General features: G+C 65.8%; 7 protein-coding genes. 2 read left to right on the top strand and 5 right to left on the bottom strand.

Annotated elements, in window-relative coordinates; translation table 11 throughout:
- The 3 genes from AC3WLP_RS19545 to AC3WLP_RS19535 all read right to left on the bottom strand — a co-directional run.
- Positions 1-2,297 (bottom strand): condensation domain-containing protein (locus AC3WLP_RS19545; protein WP_492576211.1); only part of this gene is annotated, 2,297 nt, incomplete at its 3' end.
- A gap of 12 nt (positions 2,298-2,309) precedes the next feature.
- Positions 2,310-5,699: a non-ribosomal peptide synthetase gene (locus AC3WLP_RS19540; protein ID WP_088513738.1), complete on the bottom strand. Its 3,390-nt coding sequence runs from the start codon at positions 5,697-5,699 to the stop codon at positions 2,310-2,312.
- Positions 5,699-21,391: a non-ribosomal peptide synthase/polyketide synthase gene (locus AC3WLP_RS19535; RefSeq protein ID WP_492576209.1), complete on the bottom strand. Its 15,693-nt coding sequence runs from the start codon at positions 21,389-21,391 to the stop codon at positions 5,699-5,701. Before AC3WLP_RS19535 ends, AC3WLP_RS19540 begins: the two co-directional genes overlap by 1 nt.
- Before the next feature lie 248 nt (positions 21,392-21,639).
- Here AC3WLP_RS19535 and AC3WLP_RS19530 point away from each other — a divergent pair, with 248 nt between their 5' ends.
- On the top strand, positions 21,640-22,836 hold the full coding sequence (locus tag AC3WLP_RS19530) for a PepSY-associated TM helix domain-containing protein (RefSeq protein ID WP_012051726.1): 1,197 nt from the start codon (positions 21,640-21,642) through the stop codon (positions 22,834-22,836).
- Complete coding sequence (locus AC3WLP_RS19525; protein WP_004573639.1) at positions 22,833-23,375, top strand: PA2404 family protein; 543 nt, start codon at positions 22,833-22,835, stop codon at positions 23,373-23,375. Before AC3WLP_RS19530 ends, AC3WLP_RS19525 begins: the two co-directional genes overlap by 4 nt.
- A gap of 27 nt (positions 23,376-23,402) precedes the next feature.
- Here the strand turns inward: AC3WLP_RS19525 and AC3WLP_RS19520 are convergent, their stop codons facing one another.
- Positions 23,403-24,152: a DUF599 domain-containing protein gene (locus AC3WLP_RS19520; protein ID WP_003254200.1), complete on the bottom strand. Its 750-nt coding sequence runs from the start codon at positions 24,150-24,152 to the stop codon at positions 23,403-23,405.
- 235 nt (positions 24,153-24,387) lie between these two features.
- On the bottom strand, positions 24,388-25,701 hold the full coding sequence (gene brnQ, locus AC3WLP_RS19515; RefSeq protein WP_003254201.1) for a branched-chain amino acid transport system II carrier protein: 1,314 nt from the start codon (positions 25,699-25,701) through the stop codon (positions 24,388-24,390).
- Positions 25,702-25,914: the final 213 nt, after the last annotated feature.

The raw sequence follows: 25,914 nt of genomic DNA, 5'->3' as shown, positions 1-25,914 counted from the left end.
CGCACGCTGTGGCAGCGCTGCAGGCCCGGCTCGCGGACGAACACCTGCAGCATCGACGGCACGAAATGCAAAGTGGTGACCTGGTGGCGCTCGATGGTGTCGATCAGCCGCTCCGGCTCGCGATGCTCCCCCGGCGCCGCCAGGGCCAGCCGTGCACCGGTCATCAGTGGCCAGAAGAACTCCCACACCGACACGTCAAAACTGAACGGGGTTTTCTGCAACACCGTGTCGGCGCCGTCCAGCGCATACGCCTGCTGCATCCACGCCAGCCGGTTATACAACGCCAGGTGGCGGTTGCCGGCACCCTTCGGCCGCCCGGTCGAGCCGGAAGTGTAGATGACGTAGGCCAGGTTCTCCGGGTGCAGCCGGCACGCCGGCACCTGCCGCGCGTAACCGCCCAGCTCGCCGGGCTGGTCCAGCAGCAGCACCTGCCCGGCGAACGCCGGCAGCTGCTCGCGCAAGTGCGCCTGGGTCAGCAGCAGCTCGATGCCGCTGTCTTCGAACATGTAGGCCAGCCGCTCGGCCGGGTAGTCTGGGTCCAGCGGTACATAGGCGGCGCCGGCTTTAAGGATCGCCAGCAGGCCAACGACCATTTCCAGCGAGCGCTCGGCGGCGATACCCACCAGGTTTTCCGGGCCGACGCCCTGTTCGATCAGCTTGTGCGCCCATTGGCTGGACAGCTCGCTCAACGCCCGGTAGCTCATGCGCTGGTCGCCGAACAGCAGTGCCGTGGCGTCTGGCTGGCGACGCGCCTGCGCCTCGAACAGCTGGTGCACGCGCCAGTCGCCGGGGTAGTCGGTGGCGGTGTCGTTAAGGTCATGCAGCACCGCTTGCGCCTGCTGTGGGTTCAGCATCGGCAACTCGCCCACCGGCTGTTGCGGCTGGGCGACCACACTGTGCAGCAGATGCTGCCAATGCTGCCCCATGCGCTCGACGCTTGGCGCGTCGAACAGGTCGGTAGCGTAGGTCAGCGATGCCCACAGGCCATCCGCGGTCTCGACCGTGTCCAAGGTCAGGTCGAACTGGGCGTTCACTTCTTCCCACGCCAGCACTTCCACGCTCAAGCCTGGCAGCTGTGTGGCCCCTGGCAGCCGGCGCTCGGCGCTGCGATGGTTGAACATGACCTGGAACAACGGGCTGCGGTTCAGGCTGCGTTCGACCTGCAGCGCATCCACCAGCTGCTCGAAAGGCAAGTCCTGGTGCGCCTGGGCCTCCAGCGCAGTGGCCTTGACCTGCTGCAACAGGCGGACGAACGGTTGGTGCGTATCGATTTCAGCCTTGTGCACCTGGGTATTGACGAAGAAGCCGATCAGGCCTTCGGTTTCCTTGCGCGTGCGGTTGGCGACCGGCACGCCGACGCGGATGTCCGACTGCCCGGTATAGCGGTGCAACAGGCACTGGAAGGTCGCCAGCAACAGCATGAACAGGGTCACCCCTTCGCGCCGTGCCAGTTGCCGCAGGCCATCGGCCAGTGCCGGGCTCAGTGGCAGGTCGATGCGGGCGCCACGGTAGCTGCTGTGCAACGGCCGCGGGCGGTCGCTGGGCAACGCCAGCACAGGCTGTTCACCGCCCAGCTGGGCGGTCCAGTAGGCTAGCTGGCGCTGCCGTTCGCCGCCATCCATCCATTGGCGCTGCCAGGCGGCATAGTCGGCGTACTGGATCGGCAACGCCGGCAGGCTGGCAGGCTGGCCGCTGCTGTACGCGCGATACAGGTGCACCAGCTCCTGCACCATCAGCGCCAGCGACCAGCCATCCGAGACAATGTGGTGCTGGGTGATCAGCAACACATGATCGTCCGGCCCCAGGCACAGCAGGCTGGCCCTCAGCAGCGGGCCCTGGGCCAGGTCGAACGGCTGGCGGATTTCTTCGGTGATACAGGTGCGCAGCCGCGCCGCCCGGTCCTCGCCGGGCGCCAGGGCCAGGGTGTGCCTGGCAATGCTCACCGGCGCGGGGGCATGGATCACTGGTGTGGTGCGCTCACCGTCAGTGGCGAAGGTGGTGCGCAGCGACTCATGGCGCGCCACCAGCGCATCGAAGCTTTGCTGCAGGGCAGCCAGGTCCAGTGCGCCGCGCAGGTTCAGCGCACTGGGCAGGTGATAGGCGGCGCTGTCTGGCTCAAGGTGCCAAAGAAACAGCTGCCGCTCCTGAGCGAAGGACAGCGAAAGCGGCTCGGTCGGATCGCGTCGAAAAACAGGTGCCACGCTGTACAGATCGACACCTTGCTGCTTGAGCAGCACCGCCAGCGCCTTGCGTTGCTTTGCCGACAGTGTTGCTACCGATTCGATTAACTTTTGCACGCCCTTCCCCTGTCAAGAGATCAGATTTTCCAGATCTTCGGCTGATAGACGTTTGAGGGCCTCCAAGGATTTAGCCAAGGCATCGTTGACCGCCTGGGTGTGCGGCTGAGCACCAGCGATCTCGGCGCAGTAGGTTTGCAGGTCGTGGGTGGTGAACAGCGCCTTGACCGCTGTTTCCAGCTTCAACTGCTCACGCAGGCGCACGGTGACCTGGGTGGCCAGCAGTGAATGCCCGCCGAGGTCGAAGAAGTTGTCGCCAAGGCCGACCTGATCGACGTGCAGCACCTCCTGCCAGATCTGCGCCACTTGCTGCTGCAGCTCGCTCTGCGGTGCCATGTAGGCCACCCGGGCGACACTCAGGTCAGGGGCAGGCAGCCGGTTGCGGTCAAGCTTGCCATTGGGGGTATGGGGGAAGGTCGCGACGAACGTCGTCCAGGTCGGCACCATGTACTCCGGCAACGCGCTGCGCAGTTGCCGCTTCAGCGCCTCGCCCAGTACCTCCCGCGTTTGCGCATCGTCGACCACGGCCACGTCCTGCGGCACCAGGTAAGCCACCAGCTGCTGGCCACCAGGCCCCGGCCGGGCGACTACCGCCGCTTCGCGAATGGCGGGATGACGCGCCAGTTGTGCCTCGATTTCACCGAGTTCGATACGATAGCCACGCATCTTCACTTGCTGGTCGATTCGCCCGAGGTATTCCACCACACCCTCGGCCCGGTAACGCGCCAGGTCGCCGGTGCGGTACAGCCGTTCACCGTTCCCGGCGAACGGGTCGGGGACGAAACGCTCGGCGGTCAGCCCTGGCCGCTGGTAATACCCGCGCGCCAGCCCCGCCCCGCCAATCAGCAGCTCGCCGGCAACGCCAACAGGGACTGGCGCCAGGTCCTCACCCAGCAGGTAGAGCCGGGTATTGTCCAACGGCCTGCCTAGCAACGCCTGCGGCCTGGCGGGCTGCAAGCGGTGCAGCGCCGACCAGATGGTGGTTTCGGTGGGCCCGTACAGGTTCCACAACGGCCCGCCCAGGGCCAGCAGCCGCTGGGCCAGGTCATCGCTCAGCGCTTCGCCGCCACACAGCTTCGTGCAGCCGGCCAGCACCTCGCCGCGGCCGCTGTCTAGCAGCATGCGCCAGGTCGAAGGGGTGGCCTGCAGCACGGTCACTGACTGCTGCGCTACCAGCTCCAGCACCCGCTGCGGGTCCTGTGCGGTATCCGGACCGGCCAGGACCACGCAGGCGCCCTGCACCAGCGGCAAGTACAACTCCAGCCCGAAGATATCGAACGAGAACGTGGTCAAGGACAACAGCCGGTCGCCGGTAGCCAGCCCCGGCGCCTTGGCCATGCTGGCGATGAAGTTGACCAGCGCGCCGTGGGGCACCATCACCCCTTTTGGCCTGCCGGTGGAGCCCGAGGTGTAGATCATGTAGGCAAGGTGCTCGGCCGACAGGTGCGGCTGCGGGTTGTGCACACCGTAGGCTGCCGCGTTGCAGCCACTGCCCAGCGGGTGCTCGGGCGCCAGCAACAGGCACTGGACCGTGGCCGGTATCGGCAGGCGTGCCTGGAGCGACGGTTGGGTCAGCAGCAGCCTGATGCCGCTGTCCTCCATCATGTAGGCCAGCCGCTCGTCCGGGTAGTGGGGGTCCAGCGGTACATAGGCCCCCCCGGCCTTGAGCACGGCCAGCAAGGCGACGAGCATCTGTGGCGAGCGTTCGAGGGCCACCCCGACGTTGACGTCCGGCCCCACGCCGCCTTCGATCAGGCGCCAGGCCAGGCGGTTGGCGTGTTCGTTGAGTTGCTGGTAGCTCAGCGTCTGGTCTTCGAACTGCACGGCCGGTGCATGCGGTGTGGCATGGGCACGCTGCTCGATCAGGTGCTGGATACAGGCGTCGGCAACCGGCACCGCCGTGTCATTCCAGGCTTGCCCGATCACGTCCAGCTCGCGGTCGCTGAGCAGTGGCAACGCAGCGATTCGCTGACCCGCGTCGGCCACGATGCCGTCCAGCAATTGCAGCCAGTGCCCGGCCATTCGCGCTATGGTGGTGGCATCGAACAGATCGGTGGCGTAGTTGAAAGAAGCGCCGATCTGCCCTGGCGCTTCGAAGGTTTCCAGGGTGAGGTCAAACGGCGCGGTGCGCGTTTCACCAGGCAAAGCCTCGATACGCAGCGCTGTGTCGCTGGCGGCCTGCTGGCCATTGCCCTGGCGCTGGTGGTTGAACATGACCTGGAACAACGGGCTGTGGCTCAGGTTACGCCCCGGCTGCAAGGCTTCGACCAGTTGTTCGAACGGCAGCTCTTGATGGGCCTGGGCGTCGCTGGCGGCCTGGCGGGCTTGCTGCAACAGCGCGCGGAAGGTCTGCTGCGGCTCGATTTGCGCGCGCAGCACCTGGGTGTTGACGAAAAACCCGATCAACCCTTCGGTTTCTACCCGGTTGCGGTTAGCGATGGGCACACCCACGCGAATGTCCTGCTGCCCGCTGTAGCGCTGCAGCAAGGCCTGGAACGCGGCCAGCAACAGCACGAACAAGGTCACCCCTTCGTGGCGGGCCAGGTCTTGCAGGCGTTGGCACAGTTCGGCCGGCAAGCTGAAGTCGTGCCGTGCGCCGCGGTAGCTCATCAGCCCCGGGCGGGGCCGATCGGTCGGCAGTTCCAGCACCGGCTGCTGGCCACCCAGTTGCGCTTGCCAATAGGCCAGCTGCCGCTCGCGCTCACCGGCCTCCATCCAGCGCCGTTGCCAGATGGCATAGTCGGCGTACTGGATGGGCAGCGGCCGAACAGCCACGGCATGCCCTTGGCAGCAGGCACTGTAACCCTGCAGCAGTTCATCGACCATGACCTTCAGCGACCAGCCGTCAGCGGCGATGTGGTGCACCACCAGGCTGAGCACATGGTCCTCGGCCGCCAGGCGCAGCAACGCCACGCGCAACACGGGGCCGTGTTGCAGGTCAAACGGCTGCTCCCGATGGGCTTCGACGAAGGCCTGAATCTGCGCCTGCTCATCGCCCACACCGCGCTCACGGCATTCGATCGCTACCGTCAGCTGTGGGGCGATTTGCTGGCGTGGGCCACCGTCGCGGCTGTCATGGGTGAACGTGGTGCGCAAGCTCTCGTGCCGCGCCAGCAGCGCATCGAAACTGCCTTGCAAGGCCTGCAGGTTCAGCGGGCCATGCAGGCGCAGGCTGACCCCGATGTTGTAGGCAGTGCCCTGAGGCTCCATCTGCCACAGGAACCATTGGCGCTCCTGGGCAAACGACAACGGCACCACGGTGGTGTCGTCGCGCACCAGCGGAATGGGCAGGTTGGCCGGGGACACGCCCTCTTCAAGCATTTTCTGCAGGTATTGGCGACGCTTTTCCAGCGGCAGATTGATGAAGCGCTGAGCAATTTTCGTGGCGACTGCGGTGTCCATCACACCTCCTCCATTTCGTCCAGCAGAGCCGACAGCTTGCTGAGTGTTTGTGTGTCCGCCGGCGCAGATGCCTGGGCCAGCTGTTCGGCGAAGCTCGCCAGGGTCGGGTGCTGGAAAATCAGTTGCGGGGTCAGGCTCAGGCCGAGTTCCAGTTGCACCCGCGATACCACGCTCACGGCCAGCAATGAATGGCCGCCCAGTTCGAAGAAGTGGTCGTCCAGGCCCACTTGCTCAAGCTTGAGCACGTCCTGCCAGATGGCTGCCAGCTGCTGTTCAAGCTCGCTGCGTGGGGCGCGATAACCGTGCTGCAACAGGCTGGCATCGGCCTTGGGCAAGGCCTTGCGGTCGAGCTTGCCGTTGGCTGTCAGCGGCCACCGGTCGAGCAGCAGCAGGTGCGCCGGGACCATGTAGTCCGGCAGCGCTTCCTTCAGCTGTTCGCGCAGCTGCGCGCGCAGCCCGGCCTGCTGCTCCAGCGCTACCTCGGCAGCGGGGATCAGGTAGGCCACCAGCTGCTGGCCGGTCGCGCCTTCCTGGGCCAGCACCAGGGCCTCGCGCACCTGCGGCTGGGCCTGCAGGCGGGCTTCGATTTCCCCCAGCTCGATGCGGAAGCCGCGGATCTTCACCTGGTGGTCGATGCGCCCGGCGTATTCGATCACCCCGTCGGCGTGGTAGCGCGCCAGGTCACCGGTGCGGTACAGGCGCCCGCCAGGGGCACCGAACGGGTCCGGCACGAAGCGCGAGGCGCTCAGGTCGCTGCGCTTGAGGTAGCCGCGCGCCAGGCCGGCGCGGCCCACGTACAGCTCGCCGATGCAGCCTTTGGCTACCGGGTTCAGGTCGCCGTCGAGCACATACCAGGACAGGTCGGGGATCGGCACGCCCATCGGGCTGCTGGCCGCCTTGCCCAGGTCGGCCCGCGACAGCGGCCGGTAGCTGACATGCACGGTGGTTTCGGTGATGCCGTACATGTTCACCAGCTGCGGCTGGCGGTCGCCGAAGCGTTCGAACCACGGTGCCAGGCTGTTGACGTCCAGCGCCTCGCCCCCGAACACCACGCTGCGCAATGCCAGTGGCCGCTGCGGCTCAGCCGTGGTGGCCACCGCCATCAGTTGCTTGAACGCCGACGGGGTCTGGTTCAGCACCGTGACCTGCTCATCGGCCAGCAACTGGTAGAAGGCCTCGGGTGAGCGGCTGGTGTGCTGCGGCACGATCACCAGGCGCCCGCCGTACAGCAGGGCGCCGAAGATTTCCCACACCGAGAAGTCGAAGGCATAGGAGTGGAACAGGCTCCACACGTCGTCGCTGCCGAAGCGGAAGTCGGTGTCGGTGGCCGTGAACAGGCGCAGCACGTTGCGCTGCGGCAGCAGTACGCCCTTGGGCTTGCCGGTGGAACCGGAGGTGTAGATCACGTAGGCGAGGTTGTCCGGGCTGACCGTGACCGGCGAGCAGGCCAGCGGGTCGGCCTGGGTACTGTCATCGCTGCTTTCCAGGCTGAGCACGCGCACGCCTGCCGGCACCGGCAGGCTGGCCAGCACCTGGGGCTGGGCCAGCACGCGCTGCAGGCCGCTGTCTTCGATCATGTAGGCCAAACGGTCGGCCGGGTAGGCCGGGTCCAGCGGCACGTAGGCGCCGCCAGCCTTGAGGATGGCGAAGATGCCGACGACCATGTCCAGCGAGCGCTCGGCAGCCAGGCCGACCAGCACGTCAGGCCCGACCCCGTCGTCGACCAGGCGCCGGGCCAGGGCGTTGGCACGCTGGTTGAGCTGGGCATAGCTCAGGGCCTGGCCCTCGCAGGTGACGGCGATGGCATCGGGGGTGCGCTGTACCTGGGCCTCGATGCGGCTGTGCAGGGCCTGATCGGCCGGGTGCTCGGCGGGGGCCGGGTTCCACTGGGCGAAGGTGGCCTGCTGCTGTTGCGCATCGAGCAGCGTCAGGCTGCCCAGCGCCTGGTGCGCCGAGGCCTCGACAATCTGCTCCAGCAACTGTCGCAGGTGCCCAGCCAGTTGTTCGACCTGCACGGCAGCGAAGCAGCCACGGTCGTAGCCGAAGGTCACCGACAGCGTCTCGCCCTGGTTGACCGCCAGGGTCAATGGGTAGTTGGCCTGCTCATGGTTGTGCACCGCATCGAAACGCAGCCCCTCGGGTGCCGTTTGCTGGAGGATCTCCGAGACCGGGTAGTTCTCGAATACCATGATGCTGTCGAACAGCCCCTCGCCGCCGTGACCGGCCCAGCGCTGGATCTCGAACAACGGCGTGTGTTCGTGTTCACGCAATTGCAGGTTGAGGCTTTGCAACGCTTGCAGCCATTGCACCACGGGTTGTTCCGGGCGCGGGCTGGCAACCACCGGCAAGGTGTTGATGAACAGCCCGATGTGCGCTTCGACGCCGCGCAGCTCGGCAGGACGGCCTGCTACGGTGACACCGAATGCGACCGCCGCCTGCCCGGTATAACGCTGCAACAGCAACAACCAGGCCCCTTGCATCAAGGTGTTGAGCGTGACCTTGTGCTGCCGGGCGAAATCGCTGAGCTGGCGGGTTTGCTGGCGATCACGCAGCAAGACAACCTGCCCCTGCCCGGCCACGTCGGCTTCGGCCAATGGCTGGCCGGTCGCCAGGCTGCGGCTGAGCAGTGTGGGCTGTTCCAGGTCCGCCAGGCGGGCTTTCCAGAACTGCTCGCTGGCCTGCGCATCCTGGCGCTGCAACCAGCCGATGTAATCGCGGTAGCGCCCTGCCGGCGCCGCTGGGCGAGGCTCGCCGCGGGCCTGGGCGCCGTATTGTTCGAGTACCTCCCCCAGCAGCTGCGAATAGCTCCAACCGTCCATGAGGATGTGGTGGTTGGTATCGATCAGGTGGTAGCGATCGTCACCAATGCGGATGACCTGGATGCGTTGCAGCGGCGCCTTGCCCAGGTCGAACCCGCGCAGGCGTTCGGCGTTGGCCAACTGGTCGAGCGCGGTGGGCAGCTCCCGCCGCTCGCGCCAATCCTGGTACACCAGCGCCACGGCCAGGTGCTTGTGGATCACCTGCAACGGCTGCTGCTGGCCCTGCCACAGCACACTGGCGCGCAGCACCTCGTGGCGGTCGTAGACTGCCTGCCAGGCGGCCCGCAAGCGTTCGGCATCCAGCCCCTGCACATCGGCACGCATCTGGTTGATGTAGTCACCGCTGCCCTGCTCGTACAGCGAGTGGAACAGCATGCCTTGCTGCATCGGCGACAGCGCGTAGATGTCTTCGACTTGCGCCGCCGGTACCGGCAACGCATCGAGCTGGGCCTGGCTCAGGCCCGCCAGCGGGAAGTCCGAAGGTGTCATGCCCTGTTCACCGGCCTCGTTGGCCTGCAGGCAATGCTCGACCAGGCTGCGCAGCTCGCGCCCGTAATCGTCCGCCAGGCGTTGCACGGTCTGTTCGTCAAACAGGTCGAGGCTGAACGTCCAGCCCATGCGCAGCTCGCCGCCATAGACCTGGCCATTGAGGCTGAGCCAGTTTTCCAGCGGCGCGTCAGCGCTCTGTTCGGCGCCGACGCCCAGCCGTGAAGGTTGCAGCAAGGCATCACCGGCGCCATCGAAGCTGGCGTCGAACTGCCCCAGGTAGTTGAAGGTGATGCGTGGTGTTGCCAGGCCTTGCAGGGCCTGACGCTGGTCGTCACTGCCAAGGTAACGCAGCACACCGTAACCCAGGCCTTTGTTGGGGATGGCGCGCAACTGCTCCTTGACCTGCTTGATCGACGCGCCCAGCTCGCCCTCGACGCGCAGGCACACCGGGTACAGGCTGGTGAACCAGCCGACGGTTCGGCTGAGGTCAAGGTCGGCGGACAGTTCTTCGCGACCATGCCCTTCCAGCTGAATCAGCGTCGCGGCCTGGCCGCTCCAGCGACCCACCACGCGCGCCAGCGCAGTCAGCAGCAAGTCGTTGACCTGAGTACGATAGGTGGCGGGCGCCTCTTGCAGAAGCTGCCGGGTCACTTCGCGGTCAAGTTGCGTGCTGACCGTGCGCGCACGTCGGCGTTGTTGCCTGGCGCCCGGGTGGTCGCAGGGCAGCTCGGCGTGGTCGTGCTGCAACTGCGCCTGCCAGTACGCCAGCTCGCTGCCAAGCCCTGCGCTGCCAGCATAGGCTTGCAACTGCCCGGCCCAGTCCTTGAGCGAACTGGTCTTGGCCGGCAGCACCACCGTTTGGCCCGCCACGCATTGACGATAGGCACGCTGCAAGTCTTCCAGCAGGATTCGCCAGGACACCCCGTCGACCAACAGGTGATGGATCACCAGCAACAAGCGCTGGCACTCGCCCGGTTGCGTTACCAGCACCGCACGCACCAGGTCGCCACTGCCCAGGCACAGGCTGGCCTGGGCCTGGTCGCACAGTGCCTCCAGCGCCTGCGCATCGGCACAGTCACGCTGCCACAACAGCGCGTGGCGCACGTGCGCTTCGCCGAAGCTGGCGCGCCAGCCCTGTCCGCTTTCGTCGAACTTCAGGCGCAAGCCGTCATGGTGCACCACCAACTGGTGCAGGGCGTGTTCCAGCCGGTCGGCATCCAGCGGCTGCAGGGCGTCCAGCAGCACCGACTGGTTCCAGTGATGGCGCTCGGGAATAGCCAGCGCGAAGAATTCGGCCTGGGCCGGCAGCAGGTGCAGCTCACCGCTGACCGGGCCCTGGTCGATCTGCTGCTGAGCGGCACCCCGCCGAGCGACACGCGCCAGGCCCTGCACCGTCTGCTGCTCGAAAACATCTTTGGGGCTGAAGGCGATGCCGGCCTGGCGGGCGCGCCCGACCACCTGGATGGAAACGATCGAATCGCCACCCAGTTCGAAGAAGTTGTCGTCCAGCCCCACCTGCTCAAGCTTGAGCACGTCCTGCCAGATCGCGGCCAGCTGCTGCTCCAGTTCACTGCGCGGGGCAACATAGGCCTGGCGTGCCTGACTCATGTCCGGCAGCGGCAGCGCCTTGCGGTCTACCTTGCCGTTCGGCGTCAACGGCAGGCGCGCCATCAGCACCCAGTGGACGGGTACCATGTAGTCGGGCAGACGGGCTTTCAGGCTGGCTTTGAGCTGTTGCTTGAGCGCGTCGGCAGCCACAGCGTCATCCGCCACGCAATAGGCCACCAGCTGCGGCCCGTTGGCGCCGGGCTGGGCCATCACCACCGCCTCGCGTACCTGATCGCTGTCGAGCAACGCGGCTTCGATTTCGCCCAGCTCGATACGGAAGCCGCGGATCTTGACCTGGTGATCGACCCGGCCGACGTACTCCAGCACGCCGTCGGCACGGCGCCGGGCCAGGTCGCCAGTGCGGTACAGGCGCTCGCCGGGCGCCCCGCAAGGGTGCGGAACAAAGGCCTGGGCAGTACGCAGTGGGTCGCCGACATAGCCACGGCCCACGCCGGTTCCTGCCACGCACAGCTCTCCGGTGACGCCCAGCGGCGCCAGCTCCAGCGCGGCGTCCAGCACATACAGGCGGTTGTTGTCGGTGGGGCTGCCAATGGGCAGGTACACGCCTTGCGTGCTTGCCAGGTCGACGCGGAAGAACGCCACGTCATCGGAACATTCGGCCGGCCCATAGGCATTGACCAGCCCGACATCGGGATAGCGCTGCAACCATTGACGAGCGAGCTCCGGCGCCAGCGCTTCGCCAGTGGGCAGCATCCAGCGCAGCGACGGCACGGCAATGGCCGGGGCCTGGAACATACCCTGGATCAACGACGGCACACTCTCGAGCACACTGATGCGCTGCTCGCGCACCTGCTGCAGCAAGGCTTCAGGGTCATGGGCCAGTTCGTTTGGCACAATCTGCACACAGCCGCCAAACAGTGGCGCTGCAAGGAACTGCCACACGGAGATGTCGAAGCTCTGCGACGCGGTCTGGGCGATCACGTCGTCCGGCCCCAGGGCCAGGTAAGGCACCTTGCTCAGTTGGTTGTTGAGCATGCCCGCCTGCTCGACCATCACCCCTTTGGGCTGCCCGGTCGAACCCGAGGTGTAGATCACGTACGCCAGGTGCTGCGGGCCACTGTAGCGCTGCGGATCGTGCTCGGCGCTGCCAGGCCGGTCGAGGGTTTCCAGCACCAGCAGCTGCGGCCGCCGTGCTTCGTCCAGTGCGTCCAGCAAGGCCTCGGCCTGCGCCTGGCACGCCTCGGTGCAGAGCAACACCGGGGTGCGGCTCAAGGCGACGATATGGCTCAGGCGTTGTTGTGGCAGGCCAGGGTCCAGTGGCAGGTAGCCGGCGGCGGCCTTGAAGGTGCCCACCATCATGCCCAGCAGCTCAAGGCTGCGCTGCGCCAGCAATGCCACTGGCTGGTCAGGCCCGACCCCCAGCGCAATCAGCCCATGGGCCACACGGTTGGCACGGCGGTTGAGCTCGCTGTAGCTGTACTGCCGGTCGCCGCAGCGCGCAACGACCGCCTGTGGGGTACGGGCCACCTGCGCTTCGAACAGCTCGGCATAACTGTGCTGCAGCGGGTAATCGGCAGCCGTCTGGTTGACGTGCTGCAACAGCCCTTCGCGGGTGGCAGGGGCTACCAGGCAGAACGCGCCCAGGCAGCTGTCCAGCGGCAAGCTCAGGCACTGCTGCAGCACATGCTGGAAGTTGTCCGCCAGCGCAGCCAGCGCCGGGCGCTGCAGATGCTCCAGCGCATGGCTGTAGTGCAACTGCAAGGTCTGCCCTTGGCTGATCGACAAGGTCAGCGGGTAATGCGTCTGTTCGCGGCTGTAGACCTCGCCGAAGCTCAAGCCTGCCGGGGCACCCTGCTGCAGCGCTTCAGAAACCGGGTAGTTCTCGAAGACGAGGATGTTGTCGAACAGGGCCTCGCCGCCCTGCCCGCTCCAGCGCTGGATGTCGAACAGCGGGGTGTGTTCGAACTCGCGCATGGCCACGTTCTGCGCCTGCAGCTGCTGCAGGAATTGCGCGAACGGCAGCTGCGGGGCCGGGCTGGCAGTGACCGGCAAGGTGTTGATGAACAGGCCCACCTGCTGCTCGATGCCCTTGAGCGCCGCCGGGCGCCCGGCAACCGTGGCCCCGAACGTGACGCTGTCCTGCCCGGTATAGCGTTGCAGCAGCAACAGCCAGGCCCCCTGCAGCAAGGTGTTGAGGGTGACCTTGTGTTGGCGCGCCAGTGCCACCAGCTGCCCGGTGGTGGCGGCATCGATCACCTGCACATGCTCGGCGTAGCCCTGCCCGGCTTCGGCCTGGGCCTCGTAGGCAATGGCCTGCGCCAGGCGGGTGGGCCCTTGCAGGTCGCGCAGGCAGTCTTTCCAGAACGCTTCACCGGCAGCGGCGTCCTGCCGGCCCAGCCAGCCGATGTAATCGCTGTAGCGGCTGGTGACCGGTGGCAATGCCGAGGGCTGACCGTCGCCCAGCAGGGCGTACTGGTGCAGCACTTCGCCCAACAGCTGGGAGTTGCTCCAGCCATCCATGAGGATGTGATGGCTGGTATAGAGCAAGTGCTGTCGGGCCGGACCGGTGCGCACCAGCGCCAGGCGCAGCAACGGCGCCTGGCTGAGGTCGAAACCCTGCTGGCGCTGGTCGAGTGCCAGTTGCTCAAGGGCAGCCTCAAGGCCTTCGCGCCCCTGCCAGTCGTGCACCACGAACGGCAGTTCAACGTATTTGCGTACCACCTGCAGGGCCTGCTCGTGTTCCCAGTGGAACTGCGTGCGCAAGATATCGTGGCGCTGCAGTACAGCCTCCCAGGCACGGCGGAAACGCTCGACATCCAGGCCGTCGACATCGACGCGCATCTGGTTCACGTAATCCCCCGCCTGCTGCTCGTACAAGGCGTGGAACAGCATGCCCTGCTGCATCGGCGCCAGCGGATAGAGGTCGGCGATCTCGGCCGCGGGCACTGGCAGTCGGTCCAGCTGGGTCTGCGACAGGCGCGCCAGCGGGAAGTCGGACGGCGTTACACCGCACACCCCCGGTGTGCAGCAGTGCTCGATCAACGCCTGCAACTCGCGGGTGTAATCTGCGGCCAGGCGCTCAAGGGTGGCGCTATCGAACAGCTCGCGACTGAACGTCCAGCCCAGGCTCAGCTCACCGCCGTACACCTGGCCATTGAGGCTCAACAGGTTGCCCAGCGGCGCCTGCGCGTCGTGATCGGCGCCCTTGTCTTCCTTGGCCGGCACGAACAGCGCTTCGGCCTGATCGAAGCTGCCATCGAACTGGCCCAGGTAGTTGAAGGTGATTTCCGGCAGCGGTGCATGGCCCAGTTGCTGGCGCGCCTCGGCGCTGCCCCATTGGCCCAGCACCCCGAAACCGATGCCGTTGTCGGGAATGCTGTGCAGGTGCTGCTTGACCTGCTTCAAGGTGTGGGAACGCTCACTGGGCACCGCCAGCGTCAGCGGGAACACCGTGGTGAACCAGCCGAGCGTGCGGCTGAGGTCCAGGTCGTCGAACAGCGCTTCACGGCCATGACCTTCCAGCAGCACCGACACTTCGTCGCGCCCGGTCCAGCCTGCAATCACCCGCACCAAGGCTGCCAGCAGCAGGTCGTTGACCCGTGTGCGGTAGGCGGCCGGCGCCTCGCGCAGCAGCCGCTCGGTCCAGGCGCGGTCCAGGCGGCTGTAAACCGTGTGGGCGTGGCACTGCTGATTGGCTGCGGCCAGGTCGCTGACCTGCCGACGTGGCAGTGCGGCGCGCCCCTGCAACTGCTCGCACCAGTAGCCAAGCTGGCCCTGCATGTGCGCTGCATGCCCCTGCAAGCGCTTGGCCCATGCCTGCATGGAATGGCTCTTGGCGGGCAGGTTCGGCTGGTTACCCGCAAGCAGGGCAGCGTAGGCCTGTTGCAGGTCCTCCAGCAGGATGCGCCATGACACCCCATCCACCACCAGGTGATGAACGACCAACAGCAACCGCTGGCTGCCGTCCGCCAGCGTTGCCAGCAAGGCACGCAGCAATGGCCCGTTTTCCAGGTCAAGGCTGCGCTGCGCTTGCTCGAGCAAAGTGTGCAACCCACCTTCATCATCCACCGCGGCCTGCCACAGCAGCGCCACCTGGGCGCACTGGGCAGGGCTGCGGTAGTGCGCCTTCCAGCCGTCATCGGCGGGCGCAAAGCTCAGGCGCAAGGCATCATGGTGCTCGACCAGGGCGTGCAGGGCCTGGTCCAGGTCAGCAGCGTTCAAAGGCTGCCGTGGTTCAAGCAGGATCGACTGGTTCCAGTGGTGACGTGCCGGGATCTCCTGGGCAAAGAACAGCTGGTGCACCGGTAGCAACACCTGCTCGCCACTGAGCGGCCCCTGGTCGGCTTGCACCTCGCATGCGCCGACCTGGGCAACGCTGGCCAGTGCGGCCACGGTCTGATGCTCGAACAGATCACGGGCACTGAACAGCAGGCCGTCCTGACGTGCCCGACTGACCAGCTGGATCGAGATGATCGAGTCGCCCCCGAGCTCGAAGAAGTTGTCACTCACGCCCACCTGCGGCAGCTTCAGCACGCGCTGCCACAACGCGGCAAGACGCTGCTCCAGGGCATTGCGTGGCGCCACGTAGGCCTGCTGCAGGGCGCTGAAGTCGGGTGCCGGCAGTGCTTTGCGGTCGAGCTTGCCGTTGGGCAGCAACGGCAGTTGCTCAAGCACCAGCCAGTGGGTCGGCAGCATGTAGTCCGGCAGGCTCTGGCGCAGCGCCGCCTTCAGCTGCTCGCGCTGCTCGGCCGGCCCGTGTGCGGCAATGCTATCGGCCAGCACCAGGTAAGCCGCCAGCTGCTTGCCGCTTGGGCCGTCGACGGCTACCACCACGGCCTCGCGCACCTCGGCGCAGGCCAGCAGGCACGCCTCGATTTCGCCCAGCTCGACGCGGAAGCCGCGGATTTTTACCTGGTTATCGATCCGCCCCAGGTAATCGAACTGCCCGTCGGCGCGCAGGCGAACCTGGTCACCGGTGCGGTACAGGCGCGCACCCTCGGTGCCAAACGGGTCGGGCACGAAGCGCTCGGCCGTCAGCCCCGGGCGCCCCAGGTAGCCGCGGGCCAGGCCGGCACCGCCCAGGTACAGCTGCCCGGCCACGCCTGCTGGCAGCAGGCCCAGGGCGGCGTCCAGCACACACGCACTGCGCTCGCCGACAGGCTGGCCGATCGGTGCATAGGCGCTGTCGCAATGATCCCCGGCGCGGGTACGCCAGACCATCGGCGTGACCACGGTCTCGGTGGGGCCATACCCATTGATCATCACCTGGGGTTGCAGGCTTTGCTGCACCCGCTCGTAAGTCGCCCGCGGCATGGCATCGCCGCCAAAGCTGTAAAGACGAACCGGTGGAGGGTTACCGGCATGCGCCGCATGCTCGGCCAGCTGTTGCAGGTAGGCCGGCGGGAATCCGGCCATGGTCACCCCATGCCGGCGTATCTCCTCGTAGGTGCGCTCGGGGCTCCACAGCTCATCGTCGCGCAGCAGCAGGCTGCCTCCCATGACCAGCGAAGTCAGCCAGCGTTCATGGGCACCGTCGAAGGCAAACGACAGGAAATGCAGCTCACGGTCCGCCGGGGTCATTTCGTACCATTGGCCAGTGGCCAGGCAGTGCATGGCCAGCGGCCCGTGTGCGACCGCAACGCCTTTGGGCTGGCCGGTAGAACCGGAGGTATAGATCACGTAGGCCAGGTTCTGTGGGTTCAATGCCACGGTGGGCGCATGGTCGGCGCCCGGCTGCTCAACCCGTTGGTCGAGCAGCAGCGTACGCATGCCGGCCTGCACGTCCAGGCCCGGCAGCACCCGGCTGTGACTGAGCAACAGGTCGATGCCGCTGTCCTGCATCATGTAGGCCAGGCGCTCTGCCGGGTACTGGGGGTCCAACGGCAGGAACGCGCCACCGGCCTTGAGGATGCCCAGCAAACCGACAACCATGTCGAGCGAACGCTCCAGGGCGATGCCCACCAGCACGTCGGGGCCGACACCCAGCGCCCGCAGGCGGTGTGCCAGCTGGTTGGCCCGGGCCTCAAGTTGGCCGTAGCTCAGTTGCTGGTCGCCGACCAGCAACGCTACCGCTTGCGGTTGGCGCCGGGCCTGCTCGGCAATCAGCTGGTGAACCGCCGCCGGCGCGGCCGCGAGCCCCGCCTGTTGCCAGCCCTGCAACAGGGCCGCCTGCTCCTGCGGCGCCAGCAACGGCAGCTCGCCGACAGCCTGGGCTGGGTCGGCGGCCAGGCCGCGCAGCAAGTTGCACCAGTGCTCAGCCATGCGTTGCAGGGTAGCGGCTTCGAACAGCTCGGCAGCGTAGAGGAACGACACGTTGATCGCCGCGTCGGTCTCCAGCGTTTCCAGGGTCAGGTCGAATTGCGCGGTGCCACCCTGCAGGGTCATTTCCTCGGCATGCAAACCTGCCAGGCTGGAGCTGCCAACCTGCTGGCCGGCAATGCTGAGGTGGTTGTACATCACCTGGAACAGCGGGTTGCGGTCCAGCGAGCGTTGCGGGTTCAAGGCTTCGACCAGGCGGTCGAACGGCAGGTCCTGATGCGCCTGGCCGGCCAGCGCCGTGGCCTTGACCTGGCTGAGCAGCGCCGCGCCGCTCATGGCCGGGTCGACTTCGACGCGCATGACCAAGGTATTGACGAAAAAGCCCAGGACGTTTTCCAGCTCTTGCCGGCTACGGTTGCTCACCGGTATGCCGATGCGTACATCGGGCTGTTCGCAGTAGCGTTGCAACAACAGGGCAAAAGCCCCGAGGAACAGCTGGAACAGGGTCAGCTCATGCTCACGCGCCAACTGCCGCAAGCGCTGCGCCAGTTCGCTGTCCAGGGCGAACGCGACCCGCCCCAGGCGGTGGTCTTTCAGCGCGCTGCGCGGGTGGTCGATTGGCAGCTCCAGAATAGGCTGCTCGCTTCCCAGCTGCCCGCGCCAGTAGTCCAGTTGGCGCTGGAGCTCGCCCTGCTCAAGCCAGTGCTTGTGCCAGGCGGCGTAATCGGCGTACTGGATCGGCAGCTTGGCCAATGCCGGCGCTTCGCCCCGGTGCAAGGCCTGGTACAGGGCAACGAACTCACGCACCATCACGCTCATCGACCCCCCATCGGAAATGATGTGGTGCAAGGTGACCACCAGCAGCTGGTCCTGCTCGCCCAACTGCAGCACCCTGGCGCGCCACAACGGGCCGGTGCCGAGGTCGAACAGCCGCTGGGTCTCGGCCAGTACCTGAGCCTGTATGTGTGCCAGCTCGGCCGTTGCCGGCAGATGGTCCCAGGCCAGCGGTAGTTCACCCGCAGGCTGGATGCACTGCAGCAACACGCCATCGCGCTCGACGAACGTCGTGCGGAAGGCTTCATGGCGTTCGCAGAGGATCGCGAAGGCCTGGGTCAATGCGGCGCGATCCAGTTCGCCACGCAGGCGCACGACCATAGGTGTGTGGTAGGCGGTGCTGTGCGGCTGCATCTGCCAGAACAGCCATTGCCGCTGCTGGGCATGCGACGCGACCAGGGGCTGGTCACGCGGCACCGCGGCGATCGGCTCGACGTGCTGCGCGCCAGCGCCCATTACCTGTTCGGCAAAGCCCTGTAGCGAGTTGCTTTCGAAAAGGCTGCGCAACGGTACGTCACGCCCCAGGATGCGCCGGACCCGGGCGATGATCTGCGTCGCCAGCAGGGAATGCCCACCCAGGGCAAAGAAGTTGTCGTCAAGCCCTACCTGGGCAACGTTCAGCACGTCCTGCCAGATCAGCGCCAGCTGCTGCTGCAAGGTGGTCTGCGGGGCACGGTAGGCCTGTGCCGGGCCTTCGTCAGGCACCGGCAAGGCACGTAAATCGAGCTTGCCGTTGAGTGTCAGTGGCATGCCGGGCAATGCCATGAAGCGGCTCGGCAGCATGTAGTCCGGCAACTGCCTGGCCAGCGCCGCTTGTACGTCGGCAAGCACCTGCGGGGCCTCGGCCTGGCTGTCGGGCACCACGTAGGCGACGATACGGGCCGCGCTGCCGGTGCCGTGGATAACGGCCACGGCGTCGTGCACACGGGGCTGGCGCTTGAGGGTGTCGGTGATTTCACCCAGTTCGATGCGGTAACCGCGAATCTTCACCTGATGGTCGACCCGCCCCAGGTAATCGACCTGGCCGTTCGCCAACTGCCGCGCCAGATCGCCGGTTCGGTACACGCGGCTACCGGCGGCCCCGAACGGGTTGGGCACGAAGCGTTCGGCGGTCATCGCCGCGCGGCGGTGATAGCCTCGCGCCACCCCTGCGCCGGCAAGATACAACTCGCCCTGGCAGCCGGTGCTCAGCGGTTGCAGCGAAGCGTCCAGCACATAAGCCTGCATGTTGGCCAACGGCCGCCCAAGCGGCGCACGCCCCGTCGCCGGTGGCGCCTCGACCGCATCAGCGAGCGCGCCCACGGTGGTTTCGGTTGGGCCGTAATGGTTGAACAGCGTGCAGTGCGGGGCCAGCTGCGCCAGTTGTGCCATCAGCCCGGCGGGGCAAGCCTCGCCGCCCAGCACCAGCGCACGCTGCGGCAGTGCCCGGGCCGGGTGCGGGCCATCGAGCAATGCCTGCAGGTGGGAAGGGACAATTTTCAGCACATCCACGGCGTGTGCGTGCATGTAGGCGGCAAAGCGCTCGGCGTCCAGGCTGATGTCCAGGGCAATCACATGCAGGCAGCTGCCGCTGCACAGTGCGCCGAACAGGGTGGTATGGCCAAGGTCGGCCGCCAGCGTGGAAACCACCGCCATGCTCGCGACCCGGCCCAGCGCCAGGCGCTGCAAGGCCGCCTGCACGTAGTTGGCCAGGGCGCCATGGCTGATGGTGACACCCTTCGAACGCCCGGTAGAGCCCGAGGTATAGATGACATAGGCCAGGTTATCGGCATTCAGCTGTGCAGGCGGAGCCGTCGTACTGAAGCGCGCCAGCTCCTCTGCTGCCTGGTCGAGCACCAGGTAGCGCACTTGTGTGTCCTGCGGTAGACGGGGCAGCAGCGCCTGCTGGGTCAGCAGCAGTTGAACACCGCTGTCGTCGAGCATGTAGGCAAGCCGCTCTTGCGGGTATTCGGGGTCGAACGGCACATAGGCACCGCCGGCCTTGAGGATGGCCAGCAGGCCAACGATCATCTCCACCGACCGTTCGACTGCAATACCCACCCGTACTTCAGGCCCGACGCCCCACTCGATCAGTTGGTGTGCCAGCCGGTTGGCATCGGCATCGAGTTCGGCATAGCTCAGTTGCCGGTCGCCGAACACCAGTGCCGGGGCCTGCGGCTGCTGCGCCACCTGCGCGGCGAACAGCGCAAGTATGTTGTCGACGGCGAACTCGCTGGCGGCCGGTTGGCTGGCCTGCAGCAGCCGCTGCCGCTCGCCGGCACCCAGCAGCGGCAAATCGCCGATGGCCGCCAGCGGGTCGGCGGCCATGGCCTGCAACAGGTTCAGCCAATGGCTCGCCATACGTTCGATGGTGGCCGGGGCGAACAATTCGCGGGCATAGGTGAAGGCGGCCTGCACCTGGCCATCGCGCTCCACGGTATCGAGGGTGAGCTCGAACTGGACACTGCGCTCGTGACGCTCCAGCACGTGCAGCTCAAGGCCTGATTCGCTGCGTAAGGCGCCGATGTCGGCGACGTTCGCCTGATGGTTGTGCAACACCTGGAACAACGGCGTGTGGCTGAGGCTGCGCTCGACTTGCAGGCCTTCGACCAAACGCTCGAACGGCAAATCCTGGTGGCTCTGGGCCGCGCGGGTGGTTTCGCGGATATCGGCCAGCAATTGGGCGACGGACATCTGCGGGTCGAGCTCGGTGCGCAACACCTGGGTGTTGACGAATACGCCAATCAGCCCCTCGACTTCTTCGCGATTGCGGTTGGCGACCGGCACCCCGACACGGATGTCCTGCAGGCCACTGTAATGTTGCAAAAGCAGCTTGAAACCGGCCAACAGCACACTGAACAAGGTGACCCCTTGCTGACGCGCCAGGCCCGCCAGGCGCTCGCTCAGGCCCTGTGGCACCGCGATGGGCAGGCGCTGGCCCTGGCGGCTGGCATGCAGCGGGCGCGGGTAGTCGGCAGGCAACTGCAATACCGGGTGCTGGTCGCCCAGCTTGGCCTGCCAGTAAGCCAGCTGTCGCGCCTGCTCCCCGGCCTCCAGCCAACGCCGCTGCCACAGCGCATAGTCACTGTACTGGATCGGCAACTCAGGCAGCACCGGCACCTGCCCGCGAACCAAGGCGTCGTAGCCGTGGACGAATTCCTGGATGAGCACGTTCATCGACCAGCCGTCGGCGACGATATGGTGCAGGGTCAACAGCAGCACATGCTCCTGTGCCGCCAGCTTCAACAAGCGTACGCGAAACAGCGGGCCCTGCTGGAGGTCGAAGGGCAAACCGGCTTCGTCCCGCACCGCCTGCGCGACGGCGGCGTCGCGGGCCTCGGCGGCCAGCGCCTGAAGGTCGTGTTCTTCAATGACGATGGCCGCTGGCTGCACCACTTGCACCACGTCGTCACCCTGGGTCTGGAACACAGTACGCAGGGCCTGGTGACGCTGCAGTACCTGCTCGAACGCGCGCTGTACCGCCGAGGTGTCCAGCGCCCCTTTCAGCACCACCGCACTGGGCAGGTTGTAGGCGGCACCGTGTGGGTCCAGTTGCCACAGAAACCACATGCGCTGCTGGGCATAGGACAGTGCATGGCGATCGTCGACGGCGACGTCCGCAGGGATCGGGAATTGTGAAAAGTCGATACCCTCGCTGGCCAGGGTTTCGAGAAACAGCCGCCGCTTTTCCACCGGCAGCTCAATGAAACGGCGGGCGAGCTTCAGGGACTTCTCAACATTCATCGGGTTTCATCCGTGCACATGGGTTTCGAGTAACAACTCGGCTATCCCTACGAAACGGATGGAACACCGGGAAAATTAACCCGTCACGGCCACCGGCAAAGGCAGGCTCAGCGGGGGCCTGGGGTTCGCCATGACAGACGGTTTTCCGGTTTGCCTGCCCTCGCGCGTCATAAGGGTACCGGCGGGATTTTCCTCATACCGCGAGGGATCGACGCGCAAGCCCCCCAAACCACAAGGCACCGGCCCCTATGTCCAAAAAGTCACGCTCGAAACTCTGGTTCCTGGTTCACAGCTGGCTGGCCCTGCCCATCTGGTTCTTCGTGCTGATCGTCTGCTTCACCGGCACCCTGGCAGTGGTCAGCCAAGAGCTGGTGTGGCTGGCCAAACCGGAGATACGCGCGGCGAAGCCGAGCGATGATGCGCCACTGCTGACTTACGACCAGGTGCTCAAGGCCCTGCGTGAAGCCCGCCCCGATCTGGATGTGCAATACATCATGCGCCCGGACGAGTCGCACTTCGCGCTGCAGGTGCAGGTGGTGCAACCGGACAACACCACCCAGAACCTCTACGTGAACCCCTATACAGGCAAGATCCAGGGCATCAGCCCTTCCTTCGACTTCCGCCAGTTCACTCGCGCCTTGCATGGCTGGTGGCTGGTACCTTTCGGCAACGGCTACCCGTGGGGGTGGTACCTGGTCTCGCTGCTGGGCTTGCCGATGCTTGCCTCGCTGGTCACCGGCCTGGTCGTCTACAAGCGCTTCTGGAAAGGCTTTCTGAAACCTACCCTGCGCTTTCGCCAAGGTGCCCGCATCTTCTGGGGTGACTTCCATCGCCTGAGCGGTATCTGGTCGATCTGGTTCATTGCCGTGATCGCGATCACCGGCACCTGGTTCCTGATCCAGGCGTTGCTGGCCGACAACCACATCTCGATCTCAAGCCGCGACGTCCCCGCCGTGGTAGCCCGCGAGGACGTACCGCTACTGCAGGCTGGCGAAGCGCCCCGGCTGGTCAGCCTGGAGCATGCCATCGAAACGGTAAAGGCGCAGATCCCCGGCTTCGAGGCATCCTTCGTGCGCCTGCCCGGCAATGCCTATGACACCTTCAACATCCGTGGCCGCGGCTGGTACCCGCTGATGTTCCAGAGCGCCAGCATCAACCCGTACACAGGCGTGGTCGCCACCTCGCACACCCTGGATGATCGCACGTCGCTGGAGTTCGTCACCGAATCCATGCGCCCGTTGCACACAGGCGACTTCGGCGGACTGTGGGTCAAGATGATCTGGTTCGTTTTTGGCCTGGTGCTGACCTTGATGGTGCTCAGCGGCCTGTTGATCTGGAGCAAGCGCACCGCACAGGCCACTGCAGCCGCACTGAAACGCAAGCCGCGCAGCGCACCAACGGCCAACGCCGCGCAAGACGCCCAACTGCCGGAGACCGCCCGATGAGCCGAGCCACCACCACCGACGCACCTTCGGCCTCACGCCGCCTGTGGCTGAAATGGCGCTTTCACCTGAACATCCTGCTGATACTCATCCCCTTGGGGTTCATGCCCCGGTATTTTGCCGACCAGGCGTTGTTCAAAGGTGAAGCCGGGCTGGGTGAGCGTGAGGCGGGTGTGGTCGCAGTGGGCCCATGGAGCCTGCGCCTGGCCGAATTCCGTGCGTCGGCGCCCCGCCAGGAAGGCCCGGCCGGGTATTTCAAGAGTTTCAGTGCGGCGCTGTGCAACCACTGTATCGGCGAAGTGAAGGCCACCTACCTGCGGGTGGGTAAGCCACGCAGCCTGCGCGCGGCCGGGAGCATCTTCTTCGGTTCACCCTACAGCATGGGCGCTTCCGTCCCGGTTCCGGCCAAGACCCGACCCAACGCTGAATTGTGGATCACCATGGAAGGCTGGGATGGCAGCGTGCACCAGGCTTCGATTCCCCTCAGCCAGGCCTCGCCGGCGACAGTTGCCTGGCTGCAGGCGCAGGTTGGCAGCCGCTAGACAACCCGGCGGCGCCCCCTGATCGGGTCAAGCGTTGCCAGCGGCGCTTTCCTTGCCCGCGTCCGTTGGGGCGCTTTCAGTGGGCGTGAAGACCATCACTTCCAGTACATCGGAATGGAACTCACGGCGGTACAAGATCAATACCACGCCCACACTCACCACCATGAATAACCAAGGGCTGATGAACCAGGTCAGCATGGCCATGCCGAAGTAATACGAGCGCAGGCCGAAGTTGAACTGGTTGGCGGCCAGTGACAGCACCCGCGCCGCGCGGGAGGCGAACGCCTTGCGCTCCAGCTCATTGACCAGCCGTTCGCCGATCATCGGCGCCGACCCCACCAGCACGGCGGCAAAGTTGTATTGGCGCATGCACCAGCTGAACGTGAAGAAGGCATAGACAAATACCATGGCCAGGCACAGCAGCTTGATCTCCGACATGCCCTGGGATGTTTGCTGAACCAGCGGCAGGTCGGCCAGCAACGACAGTGCCCGGTCGGAGGCACCGAGCACGGTGAGGATGCCAGCCAGAATGATCAGGGTGCTGGAGGCAAAGAACGAAGCGTTGCGCTCCAGGTTACCGATCACGCTGGCATCGGCGATGCGGTTGTCGCGCAGCAGCATGCGGCGCATCCAGTCTTCGCGGTACAAGTGCAGCACACTGGCCAGGCACGCGGTGTCGCGCCCCTTCCAGATCGCATAGCGGGTATAGCCACCCCAGCACAGGGCGAACCAGGCGATGGCCAGCAGGTTGTTGAGGTTGCTTTGGATGAAGTTCATGCAGGGTTACCGAAAGGGCCATGTGCCTAAAGGATAGGGACCGGATTTCGACGCTGGCAAGCGGCAAAAGGCACACCTGCACACTGAAAAATGCATTACCTGCTGCGAAGCGGCCGAAACAGGCAAACAGCAAAAAGCCCCGCATCCTTTCGGAGACGGGGCTCTCTTGTTTTCACCCTTGGCGGGCACCCTTCGGCTTGTGGCCGGTGCCGCCCTCAGGCTTCGACTTGTCCGGTCAGGCCAGCGCCTCGCGCGGCTTGCCGAGCATGCGGTCGCAGGCCACGGCACCCACCAGGGTCACCACCGAAGGTACCAGCCAGGCCATGCCGGCATCACTCAATGGCAGGTGCGCCATGAAGTCTGGCAACACGTGGGCAAGGCTGCTGCCCTTGATCGCATCGACCATGCCGAACAACAGCGATACCAGCATCACCGGTGCCAGGATGCGCGTTGGCGAGTTCCACAGGTCTTTCACGAAGCTCAGGCCAACCACCACGATGCACGGCGGATAGATGGCGGTGAGCACCGGGATCGAGAACATGATCAGCTTGGTCAGGCCAAGGTTGGAAATCAGCAGCGAGAAGCCGGCGAGGATCACCACCAGCGCGCGGTACGACAGCGGCAGGATCTGGCTGAAGTACTCGGCGCAGGCACAGGTCAGGCCAACCGCGGTCACCAGGCAGGCCAGCGCGATCAGAACGGCCAGGAAGCCGCTGCCCAGGGAGCCGAAGGTGTGCTGTACGTAGGCATGCAGCACCGCCGCACCGTTGGTGGCGTCCGCCGCGATGTCGTGGCTGGTGGCACCCAGGCGGAACAGGCTGATGTAAACCAGGGCCAGCCCGACACCGGCGATCAGGCCGGCGATGATGGCGTAGCGGGTAATCAGCCTCGGCGACTCGACACCGCGCGAGCGAATGGCATTGACAATGACGATACCGAACACCAGGGCACCCAGGGTATCCATGGTCAGGTAGCCATCGGAGAAGCCCTTTGAGAACGCAGCGGCGGCATAGGCAGGCTGTGCGTCACCGATGGTACCGGCGGGCAAGGCGAAGGCAGCGATGCCCAGGACGGCCAGGGCAATGATCTTCAACGGTGCCAGGAAGCGGCCCACGGTGTCGAGCAACTTGCCAGGGTACATGGACACGGCCAGCACGACGATGAAGTACACCAGGCTGTAGATGAACAGCGCCAGCGGGCTTTCACCGGTCAGCGGTGCAACGCCCACTTCGAACGACACGGTCGCGGTACGCGGGGTGGCGAACAGTGGGCCTACCGACAGGTAGCACACAGCAGCCAGCAAGCCACCGAAGAACTTGCCGATCGGGCTGCTCAGGGCATCCATGCCGCCACCGACCTTGGCCAGGGCGACCACGGTGATGACCGGCAGGCCGACGGCAGTCACCAGGAAGCCCAGTGCAGCCATCCATACATGCGGGCCAGACTGCAGGCCGACGATAGGCGGGAAGATGATATTGCCTGCACCCACGAAAAGCGCAAACGTCATAAAGCCAAGCGCCAGGATATCCTGGCCTTTGAGAACTTTCATTTAAGGTAGTACCACACTGCTGAAATCGGGATTCGAGAGGGGATTTCCCTTTGGGTAAGGGGAAATGCTGCCCGGCTTGATAGGCCAGACCCGTTTAGCGTGTCGTTCCCTTTTGGGGTACGGGCACAGAGTGAACGCGTAATGTAACTGTTTTGTCAGTCAAACGCACTGGCACAGTGCTGCTTGTCCGATGTGCGTACATGTTTGTCGTCT

The sequence above is a fragment of the Pseudomonas sp. FW305-E2 genome, from assembly GCF_058782925.1.
This window is presented reverse-complemented; position numbering and strand designations above follow the sequence as displayed.

Bases quoted from the DNA above. Each gene is read 5' to 3' on its own strand.
- AC3WLP_RS19540 (WP_088513738.1), bottom strand. From the start codon at position 5,699: ATGGACACCGCAGTCGCCACGAAAATTGCTCAGCGCTTCATCAATCTG.
- AC3WLP_RS19535 (WP_492576209.1), bottom strand. From the start codon at position 21,391: ATGAATGTTGAGAAGTCCCTGAAGCTCGCCCGCCGTTTCATTGAGCTG.
- AC3WLP_RS19530 (WP_012051726.1), top strand. From the start codon at position 21,640: ATGTCCAAAAAGTCACGCTCGAAACTCTGGTTCCTGGTTCACAGCTGG.
- AC3WLP_RS19525 (WP_004573639.1), top strand. From the start codon at position 22,833: ATGAGCCGAGCCACCACCACCGACGCACCTTCGGCCTCACGCCGCCTG.
- AC3WLP_RS19520 (WP_003254200.1), bottom strand. From the start codon at position 24,152: ATGAACTTCATCCAAAGCAACCTCAACAACCTGCTGGCCATCGCCTGG.
- brnQ (WP_003254201.1), bottom strand. From the start codon at position 25,701: ATGAAAGTTCTCAAAGGCCAGGATATCCTGGCGCTTGGCTTTATGACG.